This is a genomic window from Micromonospora sp. NPDC049801, from assembly GCF_040656575.1.
Lineage (GTDB): Bacteria > Actinomycetota > Actinomycetes > Mycobacteriales > Micromonosporaceae > Micromonospora.
In genome coordinates this window covers 279,563-299,886 of record NZ_JBFAMS010000005.1, presented here as the reverse complement: position 1 = coordinate 299,886, position 20,324 = coordinate 279,563, and the positions used below count along the sequence as shown (strand labels likewise).

Sequence of the window (20,324 nt, the reverse complement as noted above, 5' to 3'; positions counted from 1 at the left end):
CTGTCCGACTCACCCTGCCGGGTCCGGCCGACACCGTTACGGTCGAGGCTGCGGTAAGCGGGTGCGGTGCGCAAGGACGGGGACGGGACATGACGATTCAGATCGATCTTGCCGGTAGGACCGCGCTGGTCACCGGCTCGACCCAGGGCATCGGCGCGGCCATCACGGTCGGGCTCGCCCGGGCGGGGGCGCGGGTGGCCGTGAACGGCCGTACCGCCGCCAGCGTGCGGCGCGCGGCGAAGGCGCTACGCGACGAGGTCCCCGGCGCGGAGGTCGTCGAGGTGGACGCGGACGTGTCGACCGACGAGGGTGCGGCTCGTACGCTCGACCTGCTGCCCAGCGTCGACATCCTGGTCAACAACCTCGGCATCTTCGGACCGACCGAGCCGTTGGAGATCTCGGACGACGAGTGGCGTCGCTACTTCGAGGTGAACGTGCTGGCCGGTGTCCGGCTGACCCGCGCCTACCTGCCGGCGATGATGGACCGCGGTTGGGGACGGGTGCAGTACGTCGCCAGTGACTCGGCCGTCGTCATCCCCGCCGAAATGATCCACTACGGCGTCTCGAAGACCGCCCTGCTCGGCGTCTCGCGCGGGTTCGCGAAGGCCGCGGCCGGCACCGGCGTGACCGTCAACTCGGTGCTCGCCGGGCCGACCCACACCGGCGGCGTGGAGGACCTCGTCGCCGATCTGGTGGGCGACAGCCTCCCGTGGGATGAGGCCCAGCGGGAGTTCATGCGGCTGCACCGGCCGCAGTCGCTGCTCCAGCGGCTCATCGAGCCGGAGGAGATCGCCAACATGGTCACGTACCTCGCCTCTCCGCTCGCCTCGGCGACGACGGGCGCTGCGGTCCGGGTCGACGGCGGCTACGTCGACGCCATCGTGCCGTAACGCGGCTAGAGCTGGATGACGTGGCCCACCCGTGGGGGCGTACGACCGGCGAGGACGTCGAGCCAGGCGTCCCGCAGCGCCTCCGGACCGTGGCCGACCCGCACGTCGAGCCATCCGCTCACCTTCGGGACGAACCGCTGCCAGGCGTCGGTGAACCGCGCGTCGAGGCCGTCGCGCCCCCAGTCCCTACCGCGCTTGCGCATCTGCACGGGCGCGAAGAAGACCTCTCCGGCGGCGTCGGCGTTGGGCGTCTGGGTGGTGAGCCCGACGGCGATGTCCCGGACGAGCCGGTCGCCGAGGTGTTCGCGGAGCGCGGCCCGGGTCGCGGGCCCGCCGGACAGGTCGAGGTACGCGGTGTCGACCACGTCGAGGGTGTCGATCGCGTCGTACGGGACGACGTCGTCGTAGCAGCCCAGTGACCGCGTGAACGCGACGTTGCCGGGCGAGGTGAGCCCGATCAGGCGCGCGCCGCGGCCGTGCAGTTCGCACGCGGCGGCGTACGCCGTCTTGCTCGACGCCGACGACAGCACCAGCGACCGCGCGCCGTAGAAGTCGTTGTCGACGACCTGGTCGGCCAGCATGAAGGAGGTGAAGAAGAGCGGCCGGAACAGGATCAGCAGATCATCCTGCTCGGCCTGGTAGGCCGGGTCGCCGTTGGTCGCCCGGTACGCGTTGTACGGCGAGGGCAGCTCGGCGCGGTGCGGGCTCGCGTCGCGGAACCCGGACGCGTCCACCCGGTCCGGCCGGACCACCAGGTGGGCGGCGGACGGTAGATAGCCGTAGACCCGTTGGCCCACCTCGACGTCGGCGACCGTCGACGCGACCACCTCGGCGAATCCCCACAGCGGGACGAGCCCCCACTGCGCGTCGAGCCCGCGCGGGCCGGGCGGGAAGAACTCCCAGTAGCGCATCGCCTCGCCCAGCACCGCGTAGGTCACGTTGTTGGCGGTGAGGCCGACGCGGTCGACGCGCAGCAGCGCCGCACCATCGGGCAACTCGGGCACGTCGTCGTCGGTGAGCGTGGTCCGGGAGAGATCGTCACGGGCCACGGCGAAGGTCCACGAGTCAGCCATGGTGTGACGCTAGACAGCCTCCGAACCCCAGACAAGTGCACTGGGAGTGCAAAATCCCACTCGGCGGTCAGGGGTGGGGCACGGTGACGTGACGCAGGTGCCCCAGCGGCACGTGCGGCGGTTGCCACTCCAGGATCAGGGCGGTGGCGTCGTCGTCGAGCTGCTCGTCCTGGTACGCGAGGACGGCACGCACCAGGCGGCGCATCGTCTCCGGGCTGGGCAGCCGGTCATTGAGGGCACGGTTGACGAAGTCGACGAGCCGGTCCAGCCCGAACCGCTCCCCGTCGGCGCTGCGCGCATCAGTGATGCCGTCGGTGTAGGCGAGGATGCGGTCGCCCGGGTGCAGCTCCTCCTCGTACACCTCGGGTCTGGCCGCCGTCAGGTGACCCAGGCCGAGCGGCAGCGCGGTCGGCCCCGGCAGCTCCCGGATGGCCTTGCCGGCGCGCAGCAGCATGGCGCCGGGGTGGCCCGCGTTGATGATCCTGAGTCGACCGGTCCGCCGGTCCAGCTCGGCGAGCAGCGCGGTCGCGAAGTAGCTGGGGTGCTCGGAGCGCACCCACCGGTCGATACTGATCGCCGTGTCGACGAGGTCGAGGCCGGACCGGCGAGCGTTGCGGTACGCGCTTACCACCAGCGAGGCCAGGGTGCTCGCCTTGATGCCGTGCCCGCAGGTGTCGAAGAGTCCGACGCTGAGCACGTCGCCGTTGAGCGCGTAGTCGAAGATGTCCCCGCCGACGTCGTAGCACGGTTCGAGGATCGCGGTGATCACCAGTTCGTCGGTGGCAAAGGTCAGCGGCGGCAGCAGCCCCCACACGATCTCGGCAGCGACCTGCATCGGGAGGCGACGTCGCATCCGCTCGACGACATCGCCGTAGAGCCGGCGGTTCACCAGGACCTGGGAGACGTTGACCGCCAACTCCCAGGCGGGCCCGTCCAACGCCGGGTCACCGGCGGCCGGCGACACGACCTCCAGGACACCCAGCCGCTCGCAGCCGAGCAGCAGAGGCACCCAGAGTCGGTCCGGACTGTCCGCGGCTCGCTGCACGTCGAGGGTCGTGAACGCCCGTCCGGCCAGGGTCGTCTCGATCGTCAGCTCGTCCCGGGTCGGACCGGCGGCCGGCATGGGCACGAGGCACGACTGGGTGTAGTCCGCCAGGTAGATCACGATCTCGGTGGCGCCGATCGCCGGGGCCACCCGAGCGACGAGGAGCGACAGCTCGTCGGGGCCACCCCGGGGTGCGTTGAGCTGTAGCCAACGCGCCGCGTCGCCAGCGTCGACCACGCTCCACCTCCCCCGTGTCCTGACCACCCTAGAAGCCCGGAAGCGAACTGCCAATGTGCGCCTGACCTCGCCCTACCTTGACCCACTCATACTTTCGGCTAGTAATGGCTGGCACTTTCGGGTAGCGTCGGGGCCGGCACGTGAACGACATGACGCGGTGGCGAGGCCCGGGTTGTGGACCCTCCTCGACAGCGCAGCCGTCCGTCCATGCGCTCCGGCGGCAGCCGGTTCGGATCTCTCTCCGGTCGACCTCGCTGATGGGCACCCGTGGAGAGGACCAGTTTCATGGTCACCACTGTGGAGCACACGACCGGCACCGGCACCACCCGTCGGAGCACCGCCAGCACCGAACAACTCATCGTCGAACTGGTCACCACCCCGGCCGACGATCCGCGCCGACCGGCCCTGCGGGACCGTGCCATCGAGGCGTGGATGCCGCTCGCCCGCCACCTGGCCCGCCGTTACTCCGGGCGCGGCGTGCCCGACGAGGACCTGACGCAGACCGCCATGGTCGGTCTCGTCAAGGCCGTCGACCACTTCGACGCCGCCCGCGGCGTCGACTTCAGTGGGTACGCCATCCCCACCATCGTCGGCGAGATCAAGCGATACTTCCGGGACCGCACCTGGGCCGTACGGGTCCCTCGCCGCCTCCAGGAACTCCGGCTGTCGATCAGCGCCGCCAACAGCACGTTGACGCACACCCTGGGCCGCTCGCCGACGGTCGCCGACATCGCCACCCACCTCGACGTCTCTGAGGAGGCCGTGCTGGAAGGGCTGGAGGGGGCCCGGGCGTACCGGACGACGTCCCTGTCCGCGCCCATGGGCGCCGACGGCACTTTGGAACTCGGCGACACCCTCGGGGTGGACGACCACGAACTGGACCTCGTCGACCTCCGCGTCGCCCTCGGCCCGGCGCTCGCCACGCTGCCCGAACGCGAGCGCCGGATCATCAGCCTGCGGTTCCACGGCAACCTGACCCAGGTCCAGATCGCCGAGCGGATCGGCGTCTCCCAGATGCACGTCTCCCGGCTGCTCACCCGGGCGCTGGTCAGCCTGCGCGGGCATCTCGGCGAGGAGGCCGGCTGAGCCGGCTCAGGGCTCCAGCACCACCTTGCCCGGCCGGGTGCGGGCCTCGGCGAAGGCCAGCGCCTCGGAGACCTCGGTCAGGGGGTAGCGGGCGGCGATCTGCGGCACGAGCACGCCCCGCCGGAGCAGGTCGAGCACGCTGCCGAGGTCGGCGCGCAGCCGCCGCCGGAACGCCGCGCCGCGCGTGCGGCTGCCGGCCCAGAAGTTGTAGAAGCCGACCCGGTGGCCGTTCGGCAGGGCGTTCCAGGTGTAGAGGCGGGCCAGCAGCTTCACGAAGACCCAGACGATCGACCGTGCGGCACCGTTGGCCGATGCGTTGCCGTAGACGACGAGCGTGCCACCGGGGGCGAGCAGTCGGTACGAGGTGCGTACGCCCGGTCCGGCCACCGGATCGAAGACGGCGTCGACACCGTCGGGAGACAACTGCCGGACACGTGCGGCCAGGTCCGGGGCGCGGTAGTCGAGCGGTTCGACGCCGAGCGCCCGCAGCGCCTCGTGGTGTCGCGGGGCCGCGGTGCCGATGACCCGCAACCCGAGGTGGCGTCCGAGTTGGACGAGGACCGTCCCCACACCGCCGTTCGCGCCGTGCACGAGGATGGTCTGCCCGGACCGCAGCCGGGCACGGTCCAGCATCTGCCAGGCGGTCACCCCGTTCACGACGACGGTCTCGACCGCGGCCGGATCCAGGCCGGACGGTACGGGCGTGAGGTCGTGGACGTCCACGACGGCGTGCGTGGTCCAGGCGCCGGTCTTGGTGACCACCGCGACCCGGGTGCCGACCAGCGAGGCGTCCCCTCCCGGTCCCACCGCGCGAACGGTGCCGACGAGGTCGTAGCCGGGTACGAACGGAAACGCCGGCTGACCGGGGTAGAGGTCCCGGCGCATGCTCTGCTCGGCGTACGAGATGCCGGTGGCCTCGACCTCGACGAGCGCCTGTCCGGCGGCCGGTACGGGCATGGAGCGTCGGTTGATCTGGAGCCCATCCGGCTCGACCACGCCGGGCAGCACCACTTCGGTGATCATCTCGCTGCTGGTCATCGCTACTCTCCTTTGGTTTGTGAGTGTTCACTCACTCACATGTCGGGTGGAAAAAGTGGGCCGCCGCAGCGGCCCGTGGTGGGACGTCGAAATCAGGGGTGCTGGATGCCGGCGGTCAGCGCCCGGGCCCACGGCTCGGGCACCTGCTCCAGGCCGGCCGTCACGATCAGGTGGCAGAGCTGGCCGTACGCGAAGAACTGCTGCACCTGGGCATCGCCCGCGCCGGACCGGTTCTGCACGAAGGTGGCGACGCGCTTGTAGCCGGCCCGCACCGCCGCGGCGATCTCGGGGACGTCCGTGACGGCCTGCGCCTGCACCTGGAGCAGCAGGAGATCGCGGTCGGCGATCAACTCGGCGTAGGCGCGGCCCATCGCGTCCAGGATCTCGTCCGGGCCGGCGTCCCCGGCGCGCTCCGCGCCCATCTCCAGCGCCGCGACGATCCGCTCGAAGCACGCCTCGGCCGCCGCCACGAACAACCCGAGCTTTCCGGCGAAGAGCCGGAAGACGTACGCCTCGGAGATGCCGGCGGCGGCCGCGACCGCGGTGACCGGCGTGGCGTGGAAGCCGGTACGTGCGAAGGCCGACACGGCGGCGTTCAGAACGACGGCCCGACGGGCCTCGGCGGTGGATCGCATGTTTGTAAGTGTGCACTCACAAACAACGCCGCGTCAAGCCCCTGTCCCGGGCCGCGTCACGCTGAGGAAGACCTCGCCCCGCCGGTCGGGCGGAGACGAAGGAGAGTTGTCGTGCGCATAACCGCTACGACAACGGATAGAGGGACCACATGAGCGACAATCTTCCTGGCGGCGCACTGACTCCCGCCGACGGCCTCACCCTGAGCCGGATGGGCTACGGCGCGATGCAGCTCGCCGGCCCGCACGTCTTCGGCCCCCCGCGCGACCACGCGCAGGCTCTCGCCGTTCTCCGCGAGGCGGTCGACCGGGGCGTACGCCACATCGACACCAGCGACTTCTACGGTCCGGTGGTGGTCAACGAGCTGATCCGCGAGGCGCTGCATCCGTACCCCGAGGATCTGCACCTGGTCACCAAGGTCGGCGCGCGGCGCGGCGACGACGCCTCCTGGCTCCCCGCGCTCCGACCGGACGAGCTGAAGGCCCAGGTCCACGACAACCTCCGGCACCTCGGCCTGGACGTCCTCGACGTGGTCAACCTGCGGGTCGGCGTGGCCGAGGGCACCGGCGACGATCCCCTCTCCGAGCAGTTCGGCGCCTTGGCCGAGCTGCGACAGGAGGGCCTGATCCGACACCTGGGGCTCAGCAACGTCACGCTCGCCCAGCTCGACGAGGCCCAGGCCATCGCCCCGGTGGTCACCGTGCAGAACCTCTACAACCTCGCCAACCGACAGGACGACCCGCTCGTCGACCGGTGCGCGGCGGAGAACATCGCCTTCGCCGCGTTCTTCCCGCTCGGCGGGTTCACGCCGTTGCAGTCCGACACGCTCAACGCCGTGGCCGACCGGGTGGGCGCCTCAGCGCAGCAGGTCGCGCTGGCCTGGCTGCTGCAGCGCTCCCCCGCCATGGCGCTGATCCCCGGCACGTCGACGCTGGCGCACCTGCGGGAGAACCTCGCCGCGGCCGACCTGACGCTGCCGGCCGACGCGATCGAGGACCTCGACACGATCGGCGGCTGATCGCGGAACCGGGCGCTGACGCGTACCCCCGGCTCGTGCTTGCCGGGCGGCGGCCCGGCGCTGGCGGGGCTCGCGTCAGCGCTGGTGGGGGCGGTTGCGGATGAGGGTGAGCGCGAGGACGGCGGTGACGAGGAAGACGATGCCGGTGACCCGCAGACCGGCCTGGACTCCGGAGGTCATGGCCTCCGCGAGCGCCGACCGGACCGGTTCGGGCAGCGGCTGGTCGCCGGTCGCGCCGGCGGCGACCGCCGCCCGCACGGCGCTGCGGGTGGGTTCGCCCACCTGGTGGGCGGCGAGGCGGTCCGGCAGGTCGGCCGCCATCGTGGTGGTGAGCAGCGTGCCCAGCAGGGACGAGCCGAGCACCGAGCCGACCTGCCGGGAGGCGTTGACCGCGCCGGAGGCCATGCCGGCCTGGGCGGGAGCCACGCTGGCCAGCGCCGCCGCCGTCGCCGGCGCCACCACCAGACCGCTGGCCGCGCCGAACAGCACGAACAGCGCCCAGCGGTGGTCGAACGTCGTGGTCGGGCCCTGCGCCGCCAGCCCGAAGGCGGCCACCGCGCCGAGCACCAGGCCGAGGGTGAGCGGCGCCTTGAAACCGGTCCGCCGGATGGTCCGCCCGGCGGCGAAGGCCACGAGGACGTACGCGCCGAAGAGCACCAGCATCCGCCAACCGGTGTCCAGCGGACTGAGCGCCTGGGCACGTTCGTGGAAGAGGACGAGCAGGATCGCCACACCGGTGAAGCCGAACAGCGACACCGCGGCGACGACCATGACGGCGCTGAACGACGCCGAACGGAACAGCCGTACGTCGAGCATCGGCGCGCTGGTTCGCAACTCGATCAGCACGAACGCGACAAGCGCGACGGCCGAGACGATCCAGGCGGTCGACACGACTCCGCTGGTGTAGCCGTCCCGTCCGCCCTGGATCATGGCGTCGACGGCGGCGGCGATGGCGACGGTGCCCAGCAGCAGTCCGGGCAGGTCGAGTCGGCCCGCGCTGGGCCGCGACTCGGCCACCCCGATCGCGGTGACGACAAGGGTGACCACGCCGAGCACGATCGTCGACACGTAGACGCTGTGCCAGGAGTGCTGACGCAGCAGCGCACCGGCGATGAGCGGGCCGATCGCCAGGCCGATGCCGGAGGCGGCCGACCAGGCGGTGATGACCTCGGTACGGCGGTGCGGGTCGGTGAACGTCGCGCCGAGGATCGCCAGGCTGTTCGGCAGGATCAGGGCACCACCGAGGCCGGCGACCAACTGCCCGACGATCACCCAGGCCACGGTGGGCGCGCTGGCCACGGCGACGCCGCCGGCGATCATCGCGAGGATGCCGACGCCGAACATGCGCCGGCGTCCGTAGCGGTTACCCAGGGTGGCGGCGGACAGCACCAGGCTCGCCACAACCAGGGTGTAGGCGCTGGGGATCCAGATCACGGTGGTCGGGTCGACCTCGAGGTCGGCCTGGATCGTGGTCAGGGCGGAGACCGTGGCGGTGATCTGCAGGAACGTGATCATCGCGCCCAGGCACATGGCGATCAGCGTCACCGGGCGGGAACCGCGAACGGCGGCTCGGGTGCTGACGGCGGTTCCGCTCGGGACCGTGCTGCTGGTGGTCACTGGACGTCCTCGGGTCGGAGTTCACGCTGGCTTACATGTGAGCAAGTCAGGCGACTCCCAGTGAATCACCTGGCTAGCGTCAACGCAAGTCAGGTAAGCTGGATGACATGGAGGACCTACGGGACGACCGCGAATCCTGGTCGATGGAGAACTGCTCCGTCGCACGGGCGATGGACATCGTGGGCAGCCGCTCGACCATCCTGATCATGCGGGAGGCACTGCTCGGCACGCGACGGTTCGACGACTTCGTCCGCCGCGTCGGAGTCGGCGAGCCCGCCATGGCGGCCCGACTCAAGGAGATGGTCGCCGCCGGCCTCCTCGAACGAATCCCCTACCGGGAGCCGGGCCAGCGCACCCGCCACGAGTACCAACTCACCCGCAAGGGCCACGACCTGCTGCCCGTCATCACCGCGCTGCGCAACTGGGGCGACACCTGGAGCGCCGACGAGGCCGGCCCCGGCATCCGCGCCACCCACCACGACTGCGGCGAGCCGGTCCGCGCGGTGCTCCGCTGCGCCGCCGGACACGACGTCGAGGACGGCGAGATCGACATCACCGCGGGACCGGGCCTGATCCGCCGACAGTGACGCAGCCAGGCCTGCCGCCGCCGCTCGGGCCGCTCGGGCCGCTCGGGGCGCTCCGGGCGCTCGGGGCGCTCGGGGCGCTCGGGGCGCTCGGGGCGCTCCGGGCGCTCCGGGCGCTCGGGGCCACTTGGGGCGCTCGGGGCCGCTCGGGGCGGTCAGGCCGCTCGGCGCGGTCAGGGCCAGTCGGGGCGGTTCGGGACCGAGCCCGTCGGTGCGGCGGCCAGGCGGTCGGCGCGGCCAGGCGGTCGGCGCGGCCAGGCGGTCGGTGCGGCGGTCAGGCGGTCGGCGCGGCCAGGCGGTCGGTGCGGCCAGGCGGTCGGTGCGGTCAGGTTGTCGTTCGGTGTGGTCGGGGGCAATCAGGCAGCCGTTCGGTGCGGCCAGGGCGGTCGGGCACCGCGCACCGGGCCGGGCACCAGGCACCAGGCACCAGGCACCAGGCACCGATCGATCTTGGTCGTAGAATTGTCGTACAGGTGTTCTATTCTCAGGTCATGCTGGAGCGGTTGACGCAGGCAGAGGCTGCGGTCGTGGCCTGCGCCGAAACGGCGGTTTGGGCCCTCCCCGCGGACGATCTCATCGCCGCCCTCGACGCCGCACACCGCACCGAGCAGCGCCTCGCCGCCGTCAAACTGGCCCTGATTCGAGAGTTGGACGGCAGGGGAACGGCGATCGCTCAAGGCGCGTCGTCCACGGCGATATGGCTGCGCGAACGCCTCCACCTCACCAACCCGACGGCCCGCCGCCTCGTCGACCTCGCCAGCACCCTCGACGCCGGCCACCCCGCGATACGACAGGCACTGGCCGACGCCGACATCACGCTCGACCAGGCTCGGGTCATCATCGACACCGTCACCGCCGTTCACGCTACCGCCGGCCCGGAAGCCGCCGACAAGGCCGTCACGGTGCTCGTCGACTGGGCCGGGCAATTCGAGCCCACCCTGCTGCGCAAACTCGGCACCCGCATCCTCGACCACGTCGCGCCCGAGACCGCCGACGCCACCGCCATGGCCGCCCTCGACGCCGAAGCCCGGCGCGCCGCCCGCGAGCGCCACGTCAGCCTCTCCACCCTCACCGACGGCCGCCTCCGCCTCACCGGCACCCTCGACGCCGAAACCGCCGGCCTGCTCCGCGCCGCCATCGATCCACTGACCGCACCAACCGGCCTCGACGACACACGCAGTCCCGGCCAGCGCCGCCATGACGCGCTCGCCGACATCTGTCGACTCGCCCTGCGCACCGGGGAGCTGCCCACCAGGGGCGGCGACTCCGCTCAGCTCGTCGTCACCACCGCCTACGACACGCTGACCCGGCAGCTCAGCGGCGGCTTTCTCGACACCGGCCCCACGCTGACCCCGAATACAGTGCGCCGCCTCGCCTGCGACGCCGCCATCCTGCCCACCGTCCTCGACAGCGCCGGACAGGTCCTCGACGTCGGTCGACAACGTCGCCTGATCAACGGGCCGCTGCGCCGCGCGCTCGTCCTACGTGACCGTGGTTGCGCATTCCCCGGCTGCGACCGCCCACCCCGCTGGTGCGAAGCCCACCACATCAGACACTGGGCAAATGGCGGCGAGACCAGCCTCGACAATGCCGTCCTCCTCTGTGGCCACCACCACCGCCACATCCATCACGGCGACTGGCACGTCCGACTCGGCGGTGACGGCCACCCGGTGTTCGTCCCACCGGCATGGCTCGATCCCGAACAAGTCCCACGCCGCAACCACTACCACCGACGCAGATAAGCCAACCCGTCCGACGAGCAAGACCTTCAGTAGGCGAACCATGCCCGCGACCAGGAGCGTCCGTGCGCAGAAGAGGAAACAGGCACGCCACGGACAGTTTGCGAGATGGGCAGAACCGGCACGAGCACGCACCGGCACCGGCACCGGCACCGGCACGAACACAGACACCGGCACGAACACAGGCACCGGCACAGGCACCGCCATCCCGGCGCGAGCACGAACACAGGCACCGCCTGGCACGCGCACTAGCACGACCAGTGGCGGCGGCAGCAGCAGCAGCAGCAGCAGCAGCAATCGCCGTCGGAAATGACGCGCAAAGTACCCGTTGCGTTACGAGCTTGTTTCCAAGATGACGGGAAGGTTACGAGTGCTTCTGGAAGATCGGCGCCGATCCTACGTTTCGGCCACCGTCATCAGTCGTGACGGCCGGCACCGAACGTGGAGGCAACGACGTGCCACAACCGATCACACATCGGCCCGGACGGACCAGACGCGGCGTCGGCATGCTGGCCGCCGTGGCGCTGACCGCGGCCGGCCTGACCAGCCTGCCGGGTAGCGCCACCGCCGCCCCGACCAGCAGTGGCCCGACGGCCCGTTACCTGGTCCAGCTCGCCGAGGAGCCGCTGGCGACGTACACCGGTGGGGTCCCTGGGATCGCGGCGACGAAGCCGGCGCCCGGCGGCAAGCTGAACCGCACCTCCGGCACCGCCAACGCCTACCGCGAGCACCTACGGCAGAAGCGCTCGGCTGTCCTGGCCAGCGTCGGCGTACCGGCCGACCGCACCCGGGTCACCCTGGAGACCGCGTTCAACGGCTTCGCCGCGGACCTGACCGGGCCGCAGGCGGCCCGGTTGCGCGCGACGCGCGGTGTGCGGGCGGTGTACGAGAGCCGCACGGTGCACGCGGCCACCTCGCACACGCCCGACTACCTCGGCCTCACCGGAAAGGGTGGGGTGTGGAAGCAGGAGTTCGGTGGTGAGTCCCGCGCCGGTGAGGGCGTCATCGTCGGCGTCATCGACAGCGGGTACTGGCCGGAGAGCGCGAGCTTCGCGGCGTTGCCCACGCCCCGGCCGGACCAGGCGATCATCGACGCCAAGTGGAAGGGCACCTGCGATGTCGGCGTCGAGGCGCCGGTCACCTGCAACAACAAGGTGATCGGTGCGCGCTGGTACAACGACAGCGGCATCGCCGACGCGTTCCCGGACGACTACGCCTCGCCCCGGGACCGCAACGGTCACGGCACCCACACCGCCAGCACCGCCGCCGGTAACCACGGCGTACGGGCGACGCAGGGCGGCCGCGACCTCGGCATGATCTCCGGTATGGCGCCGGCCGCCCGGCTGGCGATCTACAAGGCGCTGTACGACAACGGCGCCGGCTCGGCGTCCGGTACGGACATCGACATCGTGCACGCTATCGACGACGCGGTCGCCGACGGCGTGGACGTGATCAACTACTCGATCGGTGACGACAGCGAGCAGTTCGGCGCGGTCGACGCGGCGTTCTTCAACGCGGCGGCGGCCGGGGTGTTCGTGGCGGCGGCCGCCGGCAACTCCGGCCCGTACCCCAACACGGTCGACAACTCGACGCCGTGGGTGACCACGGTGGCCGCGAGCACCACCGACCGGCAGAACAACCGGACGCTGACCCTCGGTGACGGCACCCGGATCACCGGGGCGGGCCTGGGCGAGACCGGTGTCGGGCCGGCGCGGCTGGTCTTCGCGCGGGACAGCGCGCTCGACCCGGACGGCGCGTACGGCGCGGGCCTCTGCGCCGACGACACGCTGGACCCGGCCAAGGTCAAGGGCGCGATCGTGCTCTGCCTCCGCGGCGAGATCCCGCGTACCGACAAGAGCGTCGAGGTGGCGCGGGCCGGCGGCATCGGGATGGTGCTCTACAACGACGAGCTGAACTCCCTCAACGCCGACGTCCAGACGGTCCCCACCGTGCACATCAACGAGGTGGACCTGGCTACGGTCACCGCGTACGTCGCCAAGGGCAACCCCACGGCGACCATCTCGCCGGCCAAGCTGGAGATCGTCGAAGCGCCGTCGGTCGCCGCGTTCTCGTCGGCGGGACCGTCAAACCTGAACGCCGGTGAGCTGCTCAAGCCGGACATCAGCGCTCCCGGGCAGGACATCGTGGCGGCGTTCTCGCCGTCCATCGGCGGCGAGGACTTCGCGCTGGAGTCCGGCACCTCGATGGCGGCGCCGCACATCGCCGGTATCGCCGCTCTGCTGCTGGCCAAGCACCCCGACTGGTCGCCGGCCGCGGTCCGGTCGGCGCTGATGACCAGCGCCACCGACAAGACCGACAAGGGCAACCCGATCAAGATCGGCACCCGGGACGCCACCCCGCTCAACTACGGGGCCGGTCAGGTCAAGCCGGGCGGCGCCTTCGACCCGGGCCTGGTGTACGACTCCGACCAGCGGGACTGGATCAGGTACCTCTGCGGGGTCTCCGCCGACCGTGGCGGCGACTTCGGCCTCGGCGACCTGGAGGGCTGCGACACCACGGGCGCCATCGACACCGCACAGCTCAACTACCCGTCGATCGCGTTCGGCCGGATGGTGGGCAAGCAGACGGTCACCCGGACCGTCACCAACGTCGGCGACAAGACCAGCACCTACTCCTCCTCGGTGCAGGCCCCACCGGGCTACAAGGTCAAGGTCACCCCGGCGAAGATGCAGATCCGTCCCGGTAAGTCCGCGCGCTTCAGCGTGGAGGTCACCAACACGGGCGGCGCGTTCGACACCTGGGCCGACGGCTCGCTCACCTGGAGCGACCAGTTCAAGCACCGCGTACGCACCCCGCTGATCGTGCACAACTCGGGGCTGGTCGCCCCCGACGCCGTCGTCGGCAAGGGGACCTCCGGCAGCGTCTCGATCGCCGCCGAGGTCGGCTACCGGGGCAAGCTGATCTCCCAGCTCGCCGGCCTGACCTCGGGCACCAGCACCGCGGTGACCCTCAAGGGCGACGGGCCGAGCTGGGACTGGAGCACGTCGGACAACCTTCCGGTCCCGCTGCCCGCCTCGATCAGCAGGACCACCCTGCACGTGCCGTCCGGCACCCGCAGTCCACTCGTGCAGGTGACCTCGGCGCGGCCCACCTGCTCCCACATCGACTGGGACGACGAGGAGGGGGTGATGGAGTGCACGGAGTTCAGCCTCAACGTCTACGACCGGAACGGGAAGTTCGTCACCGCCACGGCCAGCGGCCGTGACGGTGCCAAGGTGACGCTCCCGGACGGTCCCGGCGACTACATCGTGGTCGTGGAGCAGGAGTTCACCGAGAACATCGCGGACGAGACCAACGCGTACACCATCACCAGCTACCTGCCGGGCGCGCCGGGCACCTCGACCGGCCGGTCCACCATCGACCCGGCGCAGCGCAGCGTGCAGCCGGGCGCGACGGCGAAGCTCACCCTGCGCTGGTCGGGGCTCCTGCCGGGGCGGCGTTACCTCGGGGTACTGGAGTTCCGCAACGGCGACGGGTCGCTCAAGACCGTGCCGGTCACCGTCCAGTCCTGACATCGGCAACGCCCGGCGGACGGCGTGTGACCTGAGTCACCACCGGACCGCCGGGCGGCCGACCCCCCGCGCACGGGTGATCTGCTCGCCCCACGGTGAGCGGCGACGACGACAACACGACGCGGGGCGGCGGGGGTTCCACCTCCGTTCGCCCCGCACGCCTGCGCGGACCCGTCGAGTTCGTCGGACGCAGAGCCGAACTGGCCCAGCTACGCCGCCTCGTCGAGGCCCCGCCCTGCCTGGTCCTGCTCGAAGGCGAGCCCGGCATCGGCAAGAGCCGACTGGTCACCGAACTCCTCGCCACACTTGGCGGACCGCACCTGGTCGGCGAGTGCGACGACGTACCGGAGCCGTTTCCCTTCGGCGTCCTGCTGGATGCCATCCGAGCGGGCGCGGACCGGCTCGGACCGGTCGACACCCTCAACCCGGTAGCGGGCGCCCTGGCGCCGCTCCTGCCCGAACTGGCCGACGCGCTGCCCGCCGCGCCGCCACCGTTGGCCGACCCGGCGGCCGAACGGCACCGCCTGCTGCGGGCCGCCGCCGCGGTGCTGGCCGCGCTGAGCCCGGCCACGCTGCTGCTCGAGGACCTGCACTGGGCCGACCCGGCGACCTGCGAATTCCTCGGCTACCTCAGCGCCCGCCCGGTGGACGGTCTGGCCGTGCTGCTCACGGCCCGCACGCCGCCGCCGGGTGGCAGCACACCGATCCACGACGTGCTCTCGCGTACGCCCCGGGCGGTCACCCGCGTTCCGTTGGGTCCTCTCGACGCGGACGACGTGCGTCGACTGGCCGCCCGGACCCTGCGGTTGGACGAGCCGTCGCCCCGGCTCACCGCCACCCTGCTCGACCGCACCGCCGGCATCCCGTTCGTGGTGGAGGAGGTGCTGCGGACGCTCGCCGAGCGCGGCGGCGACCCCCTGGCCGACGACAGCGTGCCGTTCGTCCTACAGGATGTGCTGCTCTGGCGACTACGCCCGCTCGACGACGCCACCCGCGAGGTGCTCGGCGCCGCCGCCGTGCTCGGTCGGGCGCCCGATCAACGTGTCCTCGCCGCGGCGCTCGCCGAGGACCGGACGACCGTGGGCGCGGCGCTGGCCGCCGCGCACCGGGCCGGCGTGCTGCACGACGACGGCGAGGGGTTGCGGTTCCGTCATGACCTGGCCCGCCAGATCGTGTACCACCTGATGCCCCGGGAGACCCGGGAGTGGTTGCACCTGCGCGTCGCCCGGGTGCTGGAGCAGGAGTTGCCCCGCCCGGTCGCCCAGCTCGCCCACCACTACCGGCTGGCGGGTAGCGGCGCCGACTTCGTCCGTAACGCCGAAGCCGCCGCCGACCTGGCCACCGAGCGCGGCGACGACGCGACCGCCGCCGACTTCCTGCTCCAGACGATGGACGTCGCGGAGCTGCCCCGACCGGTACGGGCACGGCTGGCCGGCAAACTCGGCCGGTCGGCCATCGACGGGCTCAGCCAGGCAACCGCGATCCCGGTCCTGGAACGGCTGTTGGCCGACCGCCGGCTGCCGCCCGGCACCCGGGGCGAACTGGGTCTGGTGCTCGGCCGGATGCTGCGTCAGCAGGGCGAGGCCCTGCGCGGGTACACCGAAATCGAACGAGCCGTGCCGTACCTGCGGGCACCGCGCCGCCGGGCCCCGGCCCTCGCGGTGCTGGCGGCCCCCGACACGGTGGTCGGCCGGCACGTCGACGACCACCTGGCGCGGTGCACGGAGGCGGAGGCCGCCGCGGTCGCCAGCCGGGACCCGGCGGCGCACCTCGCGGTACGCATCGCGCGCGCCTCGCTGCTGCTGGAGCTGGGCGACCCGGGCGCGTGGGCGATCGTCGAGGAGCTGCGCGGCTCCGCCGACCTGGTCGACCGACCCCGCGAACACGCGCGGGCCTGCCTGAACTGGGCGCAGGGCGCGCTGCACGCCGGGCACCTGGCCCGGGCCACGGCGCTTCTCGCGGACGGCCGCGAGCTGGTCGAGGAGACCGGTTACCAGCGGCTCGCCTCCCTCGTGGAGGCGACCGAGCTGTCGCTGGACCGGGCCGCCGGGCGGTTCGACGGGTTGGCCGAACGGCTGTCCCGGCTGGTGGTCAGCGCCGAGCGGATGCCGGTGACCCTGCTCGACGCGCGGGCCGACCTGGCCACCGTGCTGGCCCGCACGGCCACCGGCGACGACGAGGTACGGGCGGCCGACGGCGCGCTGCGTCTGGTGGTGACGGACGCGCGGCGGGTCGGCGCGATCTGGCCGCTGGTGCAGGCGCTCTCGGCGCTGGCTCGGCTGGTCCTGCGCGGGCGGCCGGACGAGGCAGTGCGGCACGCGACCGAGGCGCTGACGCTGGTGCGGGCCAAGGGCATCCTGGCGTGGGCCGCCGATGCCGTACTGGTGCTGGCCGAGGCGGCCGTGACGGCGGCTGATCCGGCCCGCGCGGCTGGGGCGGTCGCCGAACTGGAGGCCGGGATCGCGGGCCGGGACGCGCCGCTCGCTCTCGCCGCGCTGCGTCGCTGCCGGGAGCTGGTCCCGGCCTGAGCCGGCGCGGGAGCGTGGATGGGGTGGGCGCGCGGTACGGTCCGCGCAACGGCACGGACCCCTGCCACCGCCGGGAAACCGCAGGAGGAACGAGATGGAGCTGACCGAACCGACCGTCTGGAACACGGAGCGGTTGGAGCTGGGCGAGGGGTTGCGCTGGGTCGACGACCGGCTGGTCCTGGTCGACCTGCTGGCCGGGCGTCTGCTGGAGACCGACGGCGACCGGCCCGCCCCGCTGAAGGAGCTACGCCGGCTCGACGTCCCGCTCGGCGCGGTCGCCCCGGTGGCCGACCGACCCGGCGAGTGGCTCGCCGCCGCCGGCACCGGCGTCGCCGTGCTGCCCGCTGCCGGCGCTCCCCGGCCGGTCGCCGAACTGGTCGCCGACGCGCCCGAGCCCACCCGGATGAACGATGCGGTCGCCGACCCGCACGGCCGCTTCTGGACCGGCAGCATGACGTACGCGCAGACCCCCGGCGGCGGCACGCTGTTCCGGCTGACCCCGGGCACCGCGCCGGTGTCCGCCGTGACCGGCATGTCCATCCCGAACGGGCCGGCGTTCGACGCCACCGGCACCACCATGTACCTCGCGGACACGCCGCGTGGCGAGATCGACCGGTTCGCCGTCGACCCGGCCACCGGTGACCTGCACGGGCGGACGCCGTTCGTGCGGCTGTCCCCGGACGAGGGCAGCCCGGACGGGATGACGGTCGACGCGGCGGACCACCTCTGGGTCGCGTTGTGGGGCGGCTCCGCCGTCCGCCGCTACCGGCCGGACGGCAGCCTGGACCGGGAGATCCAGCTACCGGCGGCCCAGCCGGCCGGCATCTGCCTCGGCGGCGCCGACCTGCGGCGTCTCTTCATCGGCACCGCCTCGGTCGGCCTCACGTCGGCCGGTCCGCTCGACGGCGCGCTGCTCGCGGTCGACGTCGGTGTCCCCGGCCTGCCCATCTCCCACGCCCACGCCGTCTGACCCGACGTCGGACGGCCACCGACGACCCACGCCGAACCGGTCTGACCCGACGTCGGGCGGCCACCGACGAGCCACGCCGGACTGCGGCGAGCGGCAGAGGCATATCGGACGCCGGGGCGGGAATAGCCACGCCGGAAGCGGCAGTGGGTCGACCGACAGGGGGCTGGACGATGAGCACCGTGGAGCGTTCGTCATGAACGAGCCGGTCGGCGACGAGCCGGTTGGCGAGTTGGAATTGGTGCACACCTTCACCGGCCCGATGCCGACCGGGGTGAGCGTCTCGCACCAGGGGCGGATCTTCGTCAACTTCCCGCAGTGGGGTGACGACCCGCCGGCCGGCGTGGTCGAACTGCGCGACGGCCGGGAGGTGCCCTTCCCCGACCAGGCGTGGAACAGCCCGTCCGGCATCGACGACGCGGGCGCGTTCGTGTCGGTGCAGAGCATCGTGGTGGACCCGGCGGACCGGCTCTGGGTGGTGGACACCGGCAGCCCGAAGCTCCAGCCCACGAAGCCGGGTGGGCCGAAGCTGGTGCGGATCGACCTGGACAGCGACACCGTGGCCCAGGTGATCACCTTTCCGCAGGACGTGGCGCCGCCGACGACGTACCTCAACGACGTCCGCTTCGACCTGCGTCGGGGCGAGGCCGGGGTCGCCTACCTCACCGACTCGACGGACTCCGGGCCGAACGGGATCATCGTGGTGGACCTGGCCAGCGGCGCCTCCTGGCGGCGGCTGCACGATCACCCGTCCACGAAGGCGGACCCGGTGACGACCTTCCGCCCCTTCGTCGAGGGTCGTCCGCTCATGAACCGCCCGCCGGACGGCCCGCCGAAGCCGCTGGCGATGGGCTCCGACGGCATCGCCATCTCGGCCGACGGCGAGCGGCTGTACTACTCCCCGCTGCTGTCCCGGCACCTGCACAGCGTCTCGGCCGAGGCGTTGGCCGACCCGTCGGTGACGCAGGAGGCGGTCGCGGCGACCGTCGTCGACGAGGGGGACAAGGGCACCGGGTCGGACGGCCTGGAGTCCGACGACAAGGGGCGGCTCTACTTCACCTCCTACGAGCACAACGCCGTGCTGCGGCGACTGCCGGACGGCGAGTACGAGACCTTCGTACACGACCCGCGCCTGCTGTGGCCGGACACCATGTCGGTGGCCGTCGACGGGCACCTCTACGTGACCGCGAACCAGCTGCACCGGCAGCCGCAGTACCAGCGGGGCCGGGACCTGCGACGCAAGCCGTACGCGCTGTTCCGGGTGAGGATCGACGCCGGCCCGGTGCTGCTGCGCCCCTGACCGGGTAGGCATGGCCGTGCGGGCGGCGGGTAGCCCGTCGGGTGGCCGACTGACATGAGCTGTTCGTCCCGGACACCCCGTTGGTGGAGATCGTGGTTCGGGGCAGCGTCATGTACCTCGCGCTGTTCGCCTGCGTCAGCGCACCGGCAGGACACGGTCCAGCAGGTCGAACAGGGCCGCCCAGTGCCGCTCGGTGGCCTGCTCGTGGTACATCGGGGTGTCGGCCATCGTGAAGCCGTGGTGCGCGCCCTCGTACACCTCGGAGCGGTAGCGCACCCCGGCGGCGTCGAGCGCCTGCTCCAGGGTGGCGATCTGCTCGGGCGTCATGGACTGGTCCGCGTCGGCGTGCCCGAAGTACAGCTCGCCGCTGATCGAGCCGACGCCCAGGTGCGGGCTGTCCGGCGCGTCGGTGACGACCCGCCCGGCGTGGAAGCTGGCGACGGCCGCGACGCGGTCCGGGTACGCCTCGATGGCCCGCAGCGCGTTCGTACCGCCCATGCAGTAGCCGGTGATCACGACCGGGCCCGGCCGGACGTCGTCGCGGGCGGCCAGGAAGTCCAGGTACGCGGCGGTGTCCCGGCTGATCACGTCGGGGGTCAGCGCCCCGATCAGCGGCACGATCTTCTCGAAGAGGGCCCCTCGCTGGTCGGCCTCGCCGAGCCGGGACAGGTCGAACAGGGGCGCCCGGCCGGCCCGGTAGAACAGGTGGGGCGTGAGCACCAGGTAACCGCGTTCGGCGATCCGCTCGGCCATCTCCACCAGTCGGGGCCGGGGGCCGAAGGCGTCCATGAAGAGGAGCACGGCGGGGAACGGGCCGTCACCGTCGGGCCGGGTCAGGCTCGCGTCCGCCGTTCCGTCGCTGGTCGGGATGTCCACCGTCGTCGTCTGCACCGAGCCTCCTCGTACGCCGATCTTGGTCCGTTCGGAACGTTACTCGCCCTGTCTGAGCAGCGGTCCGCCAGCCAGGGATCGGCGATCCCTGGACGAGGTCACCCTGAATACCGGGCGCGAACCGACCCAGTGTTGTCGGCGACCG

15 protein-coding genes are annotated in these 20,324 nt (G+C 72.2%); 9 read left to right on the top strand and 6 right to left on the bottom strand.

The genetic code is table 11. The features are described 5' to 3' along the window. The first annotated feature begins 89 nt into the window (after window positions 1-89). Window positions 90-890, top strand: a complete 801-nt coding sequence (locus AB0I89_RS11940) for an SDR family oxidoreductase (protein WP_357124167.1) — start codon at window positions 90-92, stop codon at window positions 888-890. Between the two features lie 5 nt (window positions 891-895). Here the strand turns inward: AB0I89_RS11940 and AB0I89_RS11935 are convergent, their stop codons facing one another. Both AB0I89_RS11935 and AB0I89_RS11930 read right to left on the bottom strand, forming a co-directional pair. Next, the gene (locus tag AB0I89_RS11935; RefSeq protein WP_357124164.1) at window positions 896-1,963 is read right to left on the bottom strand and encodes a DUF2855 family protein; all 1,068 of its coding nucleotides are present in this window, start codon (window positions 1,961-1,963) and stop codon (window positions 896-898) included. A 67-nt stretch (window positions 1,964-2,030) separates the two neighbouring features. Then, window positions 2,031-3,245, bottom strand: a complete 1,215-nt coding sequence (locus AB0I89_RS11930; RefSeq protein ID WP_357124161.1) for a PP2C family protein-serine/threonine phosphatase — start codon at window positions 3,243-3,245, stop codon at window positions 2,031-2,033. Window positions 3,246-3,530: 285 nt separating this feature from the next. Here AB0I89_RS11930 and AB0I89_RS11925 point away from each other — a divergent pair, with 285 nt between their 5' ends. Further along, entirely contained in the window at window positions 3,531-4,331 is an 801-nt protein-coding gene (locus AB0I89_RS11925) for an RNA polymerase sigma factor SigF (protein WP_357124158.1), read from the top strand. A 6-nt stretch (window positions 4,332-4,337) separates the two neighbouring features. On the opposite strand, the gene AB0I89_RS11920 is transcribed toward AB0I89_RS11925, so the two are convergent. Both AB0I89_RS11920 and AB0I89_RS11915 read right to left on the bottom strand, forming a co-directional pair. After that, complete coding sequence (locus AB0I89_RS11920) at window positions 4,338-5,369, bottom strand: medium chain dehydrogenase/reductase family protein (RefSeq protein ID WP_357124155.1); 1,032 nt, start codon at window positions 5,367-5,369, stop codon at window positions 4,338-4,340. A 92-nt stretch (window positions 5,370-5,461) separates the two neighbouring features. After that, window positions 5,462-6,004, bottom strand: a complete 543-nt coding sequence (locus AB0I89_RS11915) for a TetR/AcrR family transcriptional regulator (protein WP_357124152.1) — start codon at window positions 6,002-6,004, stop codon at window positions 5,462-5,464. 149 nt (window positions 6,005-6,153) lie between these two features. Between AB0I89_RS11915 and AB0I89_RS11910 the strand changes: the two genes are divergently transcribed. Further along, window positions 6,154-7,020 (top strand): oxidoreductase, encoded by an 867-nt coding sequence (locus AB0I89_RS11910; protein WP_357124149.1) that lies wholly within the window; start codon window positions 6,154-6,156, stop codon window positions 7,018-7,020. A gap of 75 nt (window positions 7,021-7,095) precedes the next feature. Here the strand turns inward: AB0I89_RS11910 and AB0I89_RS11905 are convergent, their stop codons facing one another. Beyond that, the gene (locus AB0I89_RS11905) at window positions 7,096-8,637 is read right to left on the bottom strand and encodes an MFS transporter (RefSeq protein WP_357124146.1); all 1,542 of its coding nucleotides are present in this window, start codon (window positions 8,635-8,637) and stop codon (window positions 7,096-7,098) included. A 107-nt stretch (window positions 8,638-8,744) separates the two neighbouring features. Between AB0I89_RS11905 and AB0I89_RS11900 the strand changes: the two genes are divergently transcribed. The 6 genes from AB0I89_RS11900 to AB0I89_RS11875 all read left to right on the top strand — a co-directional run bounded on the left by AB0I89_RS11900 (window position 8,745) and on the right by AB0I89_RS11875 (window position 19,288). Continuing rightward, window positions 8,745-9,224, top strand: coding sequence for a helix-turn-helix domain-containing protein (locus AB0I89_RS11900; protein ID WP_357124143.1), 480 nt, complete (start codon window positions 8,745-8,747; stop codon window positions 9,222-9,224). Window positions 9,225-9,712: 488 nt separating this feature from the next. Continuing rightward, window positions 9,713-10,963, top strand: a complete 1,251-nt coding sequence (locus tag AB0I89_RS11895) for a DUF222 domain-containing protein (protein WP_357124675.1) — start codon at window positions 9,713-9,715, stop codon at window positions 10,961-10,963. A 515-nt stretch (window positions 10,964-11,478) separates the two neighbouring features. Next, window positions 11,479-14,493: a S8 family serine peptidase gene (locus tag AB0I89_RS11890; RefSeq protein WP_357124140.1), complete on the top strand. Its 3,015-nt coding sequence runs from the start codon at window positions 11,479-11,481 to the stop codon at window positions 14,491-14,493. Window positions 14,494-14,588: 95 nt separating this feature from the next. Then, the gene (locus AB0I89_RS11885) at window positions 14,589-17,021 is read left to right on the top strand and encodes an AAA family ATPase (RefSeq protein WP_357124137.1); all 2,433 of its coding nucleotides are present in this window, start codon (window positions 14,589-14,591) and stop codon (window positions 17,019-17,021) included. A gap of 94 nt (window positions 17,022-17,115) precedes the next feature. Further along, the gene (locus AB0I89_RS11880; protein ID WP_357124133.1) at window positions 17,116-17,991 is read left to right on the top strand and encodes an SMP-30/gluconolactonase/LRE family protein; all 876 of its coding nucleotides are present in this window, start codon (window positions 17,116-17,118) and stop codon (window positions 17,989-17,991) included. A gap of 193 nt (window positions 17,992-18,184) precedes the next feature. Next, entirely contained in the window at window positions 18,185-19,288 is a 1,104-nt protein-coding gene (locus AB0I89_RS11875; RefSeq protein ID WP_357124130.1) for an L-dopachrome tautomerase-related protein, read from the top strand. A 135-nt stretch (window positions 19,289-19,423) separates the two neighbouring features. On the opposite strand, the gene AB0I89_RS11870 is transcribed toward AB0I89_RS11875, so the two are convergent. Beyond that, complete coding sequence (locus AB0I89_RS11870; protein ID WP_357124127.1) at window positions 19,424-20,179, bottom strand: dienelactone hydrolase family protein; 756 nt, start codon at window positions 20,177-20,179, stop codon at window positions 19,424-19,426. Window positions 20,180-20,324: the final 145 nt, after the last annotated feature.

Bases quoted from the DNA above. Each gene is read 5' to 3' on its own strand.
- AB0I89_RS11940 (WP_357124167.1), top strand. From the start codon at position 90: ATGACGATTCAGATCGATCTTGCCGGTAGGACCGCGCTGGTCACCGGC.
- AB0I89_RS11935 (WP_357124164.1), bottom strand. From the start codon at position 1,963: ATGGCTGACTCGTGGACCTTCGCCGTGGCCCGTGACGATCTCTCCCGG.
- AB0I89_RS11925 (WP_357124158.1), top strand. From the start codon at position 3,531: ATGGTCACCACTGTGGAGCACACGACCGGCACCGGCACCACCCGTCGG.
- AB0I89_RS11920 (WP_357124155.1), bottom strand. From the start codon at position 5,369: ATGACCAGCAGCGAGATGATCACCGAAGTGGTGCTGCCCGGCGTGGTC.
- AB0I89_RS11915 (WP_357124152.1), bottom strand. From the start codon at position 6,004: ATGCGATCCACCGCCGAGGCCCGTCGGGCCGTCGTTCTGAACGCCGCC.
- AB0I89_RS11910 (WP_357124149.1), top strand. From the start codon at position 6,154: ATGAGCGACAATCTTCCTGGCGGCGCACTGACTCCCGCCGACGGCCTC.
- AB0I89_RS11900 (WP_357124143.1), top strand. From the start codon at position 8,745: ATGGAGGACCTACGGGACGACCGCGAATCCTGGTCGATGGAGAACTGC.
- AB0I89_RS11895 (WP_357124675.1), top strand. From the start codon at position 9,713: ATGCTGGAGCGGTTGACGCAGGCAGAGGCTGCGGTCGTGGCCTGCGCC.
- AB0I89_RS11880 (WP_357124133.1), top strand. From the start codon at position 17,116: ATGGAGCTGACCGAACCGACCGTCTGGAACACGGAGCGGTTGGAGCTG.
- AB0I89_RS11875 (WP_357124130.1), top strand. From the start codon at position 18,185: ATGAACGAGCCGGTCGGCGACGAGCCGGTTGGCGAGTTGGAATTGGTG.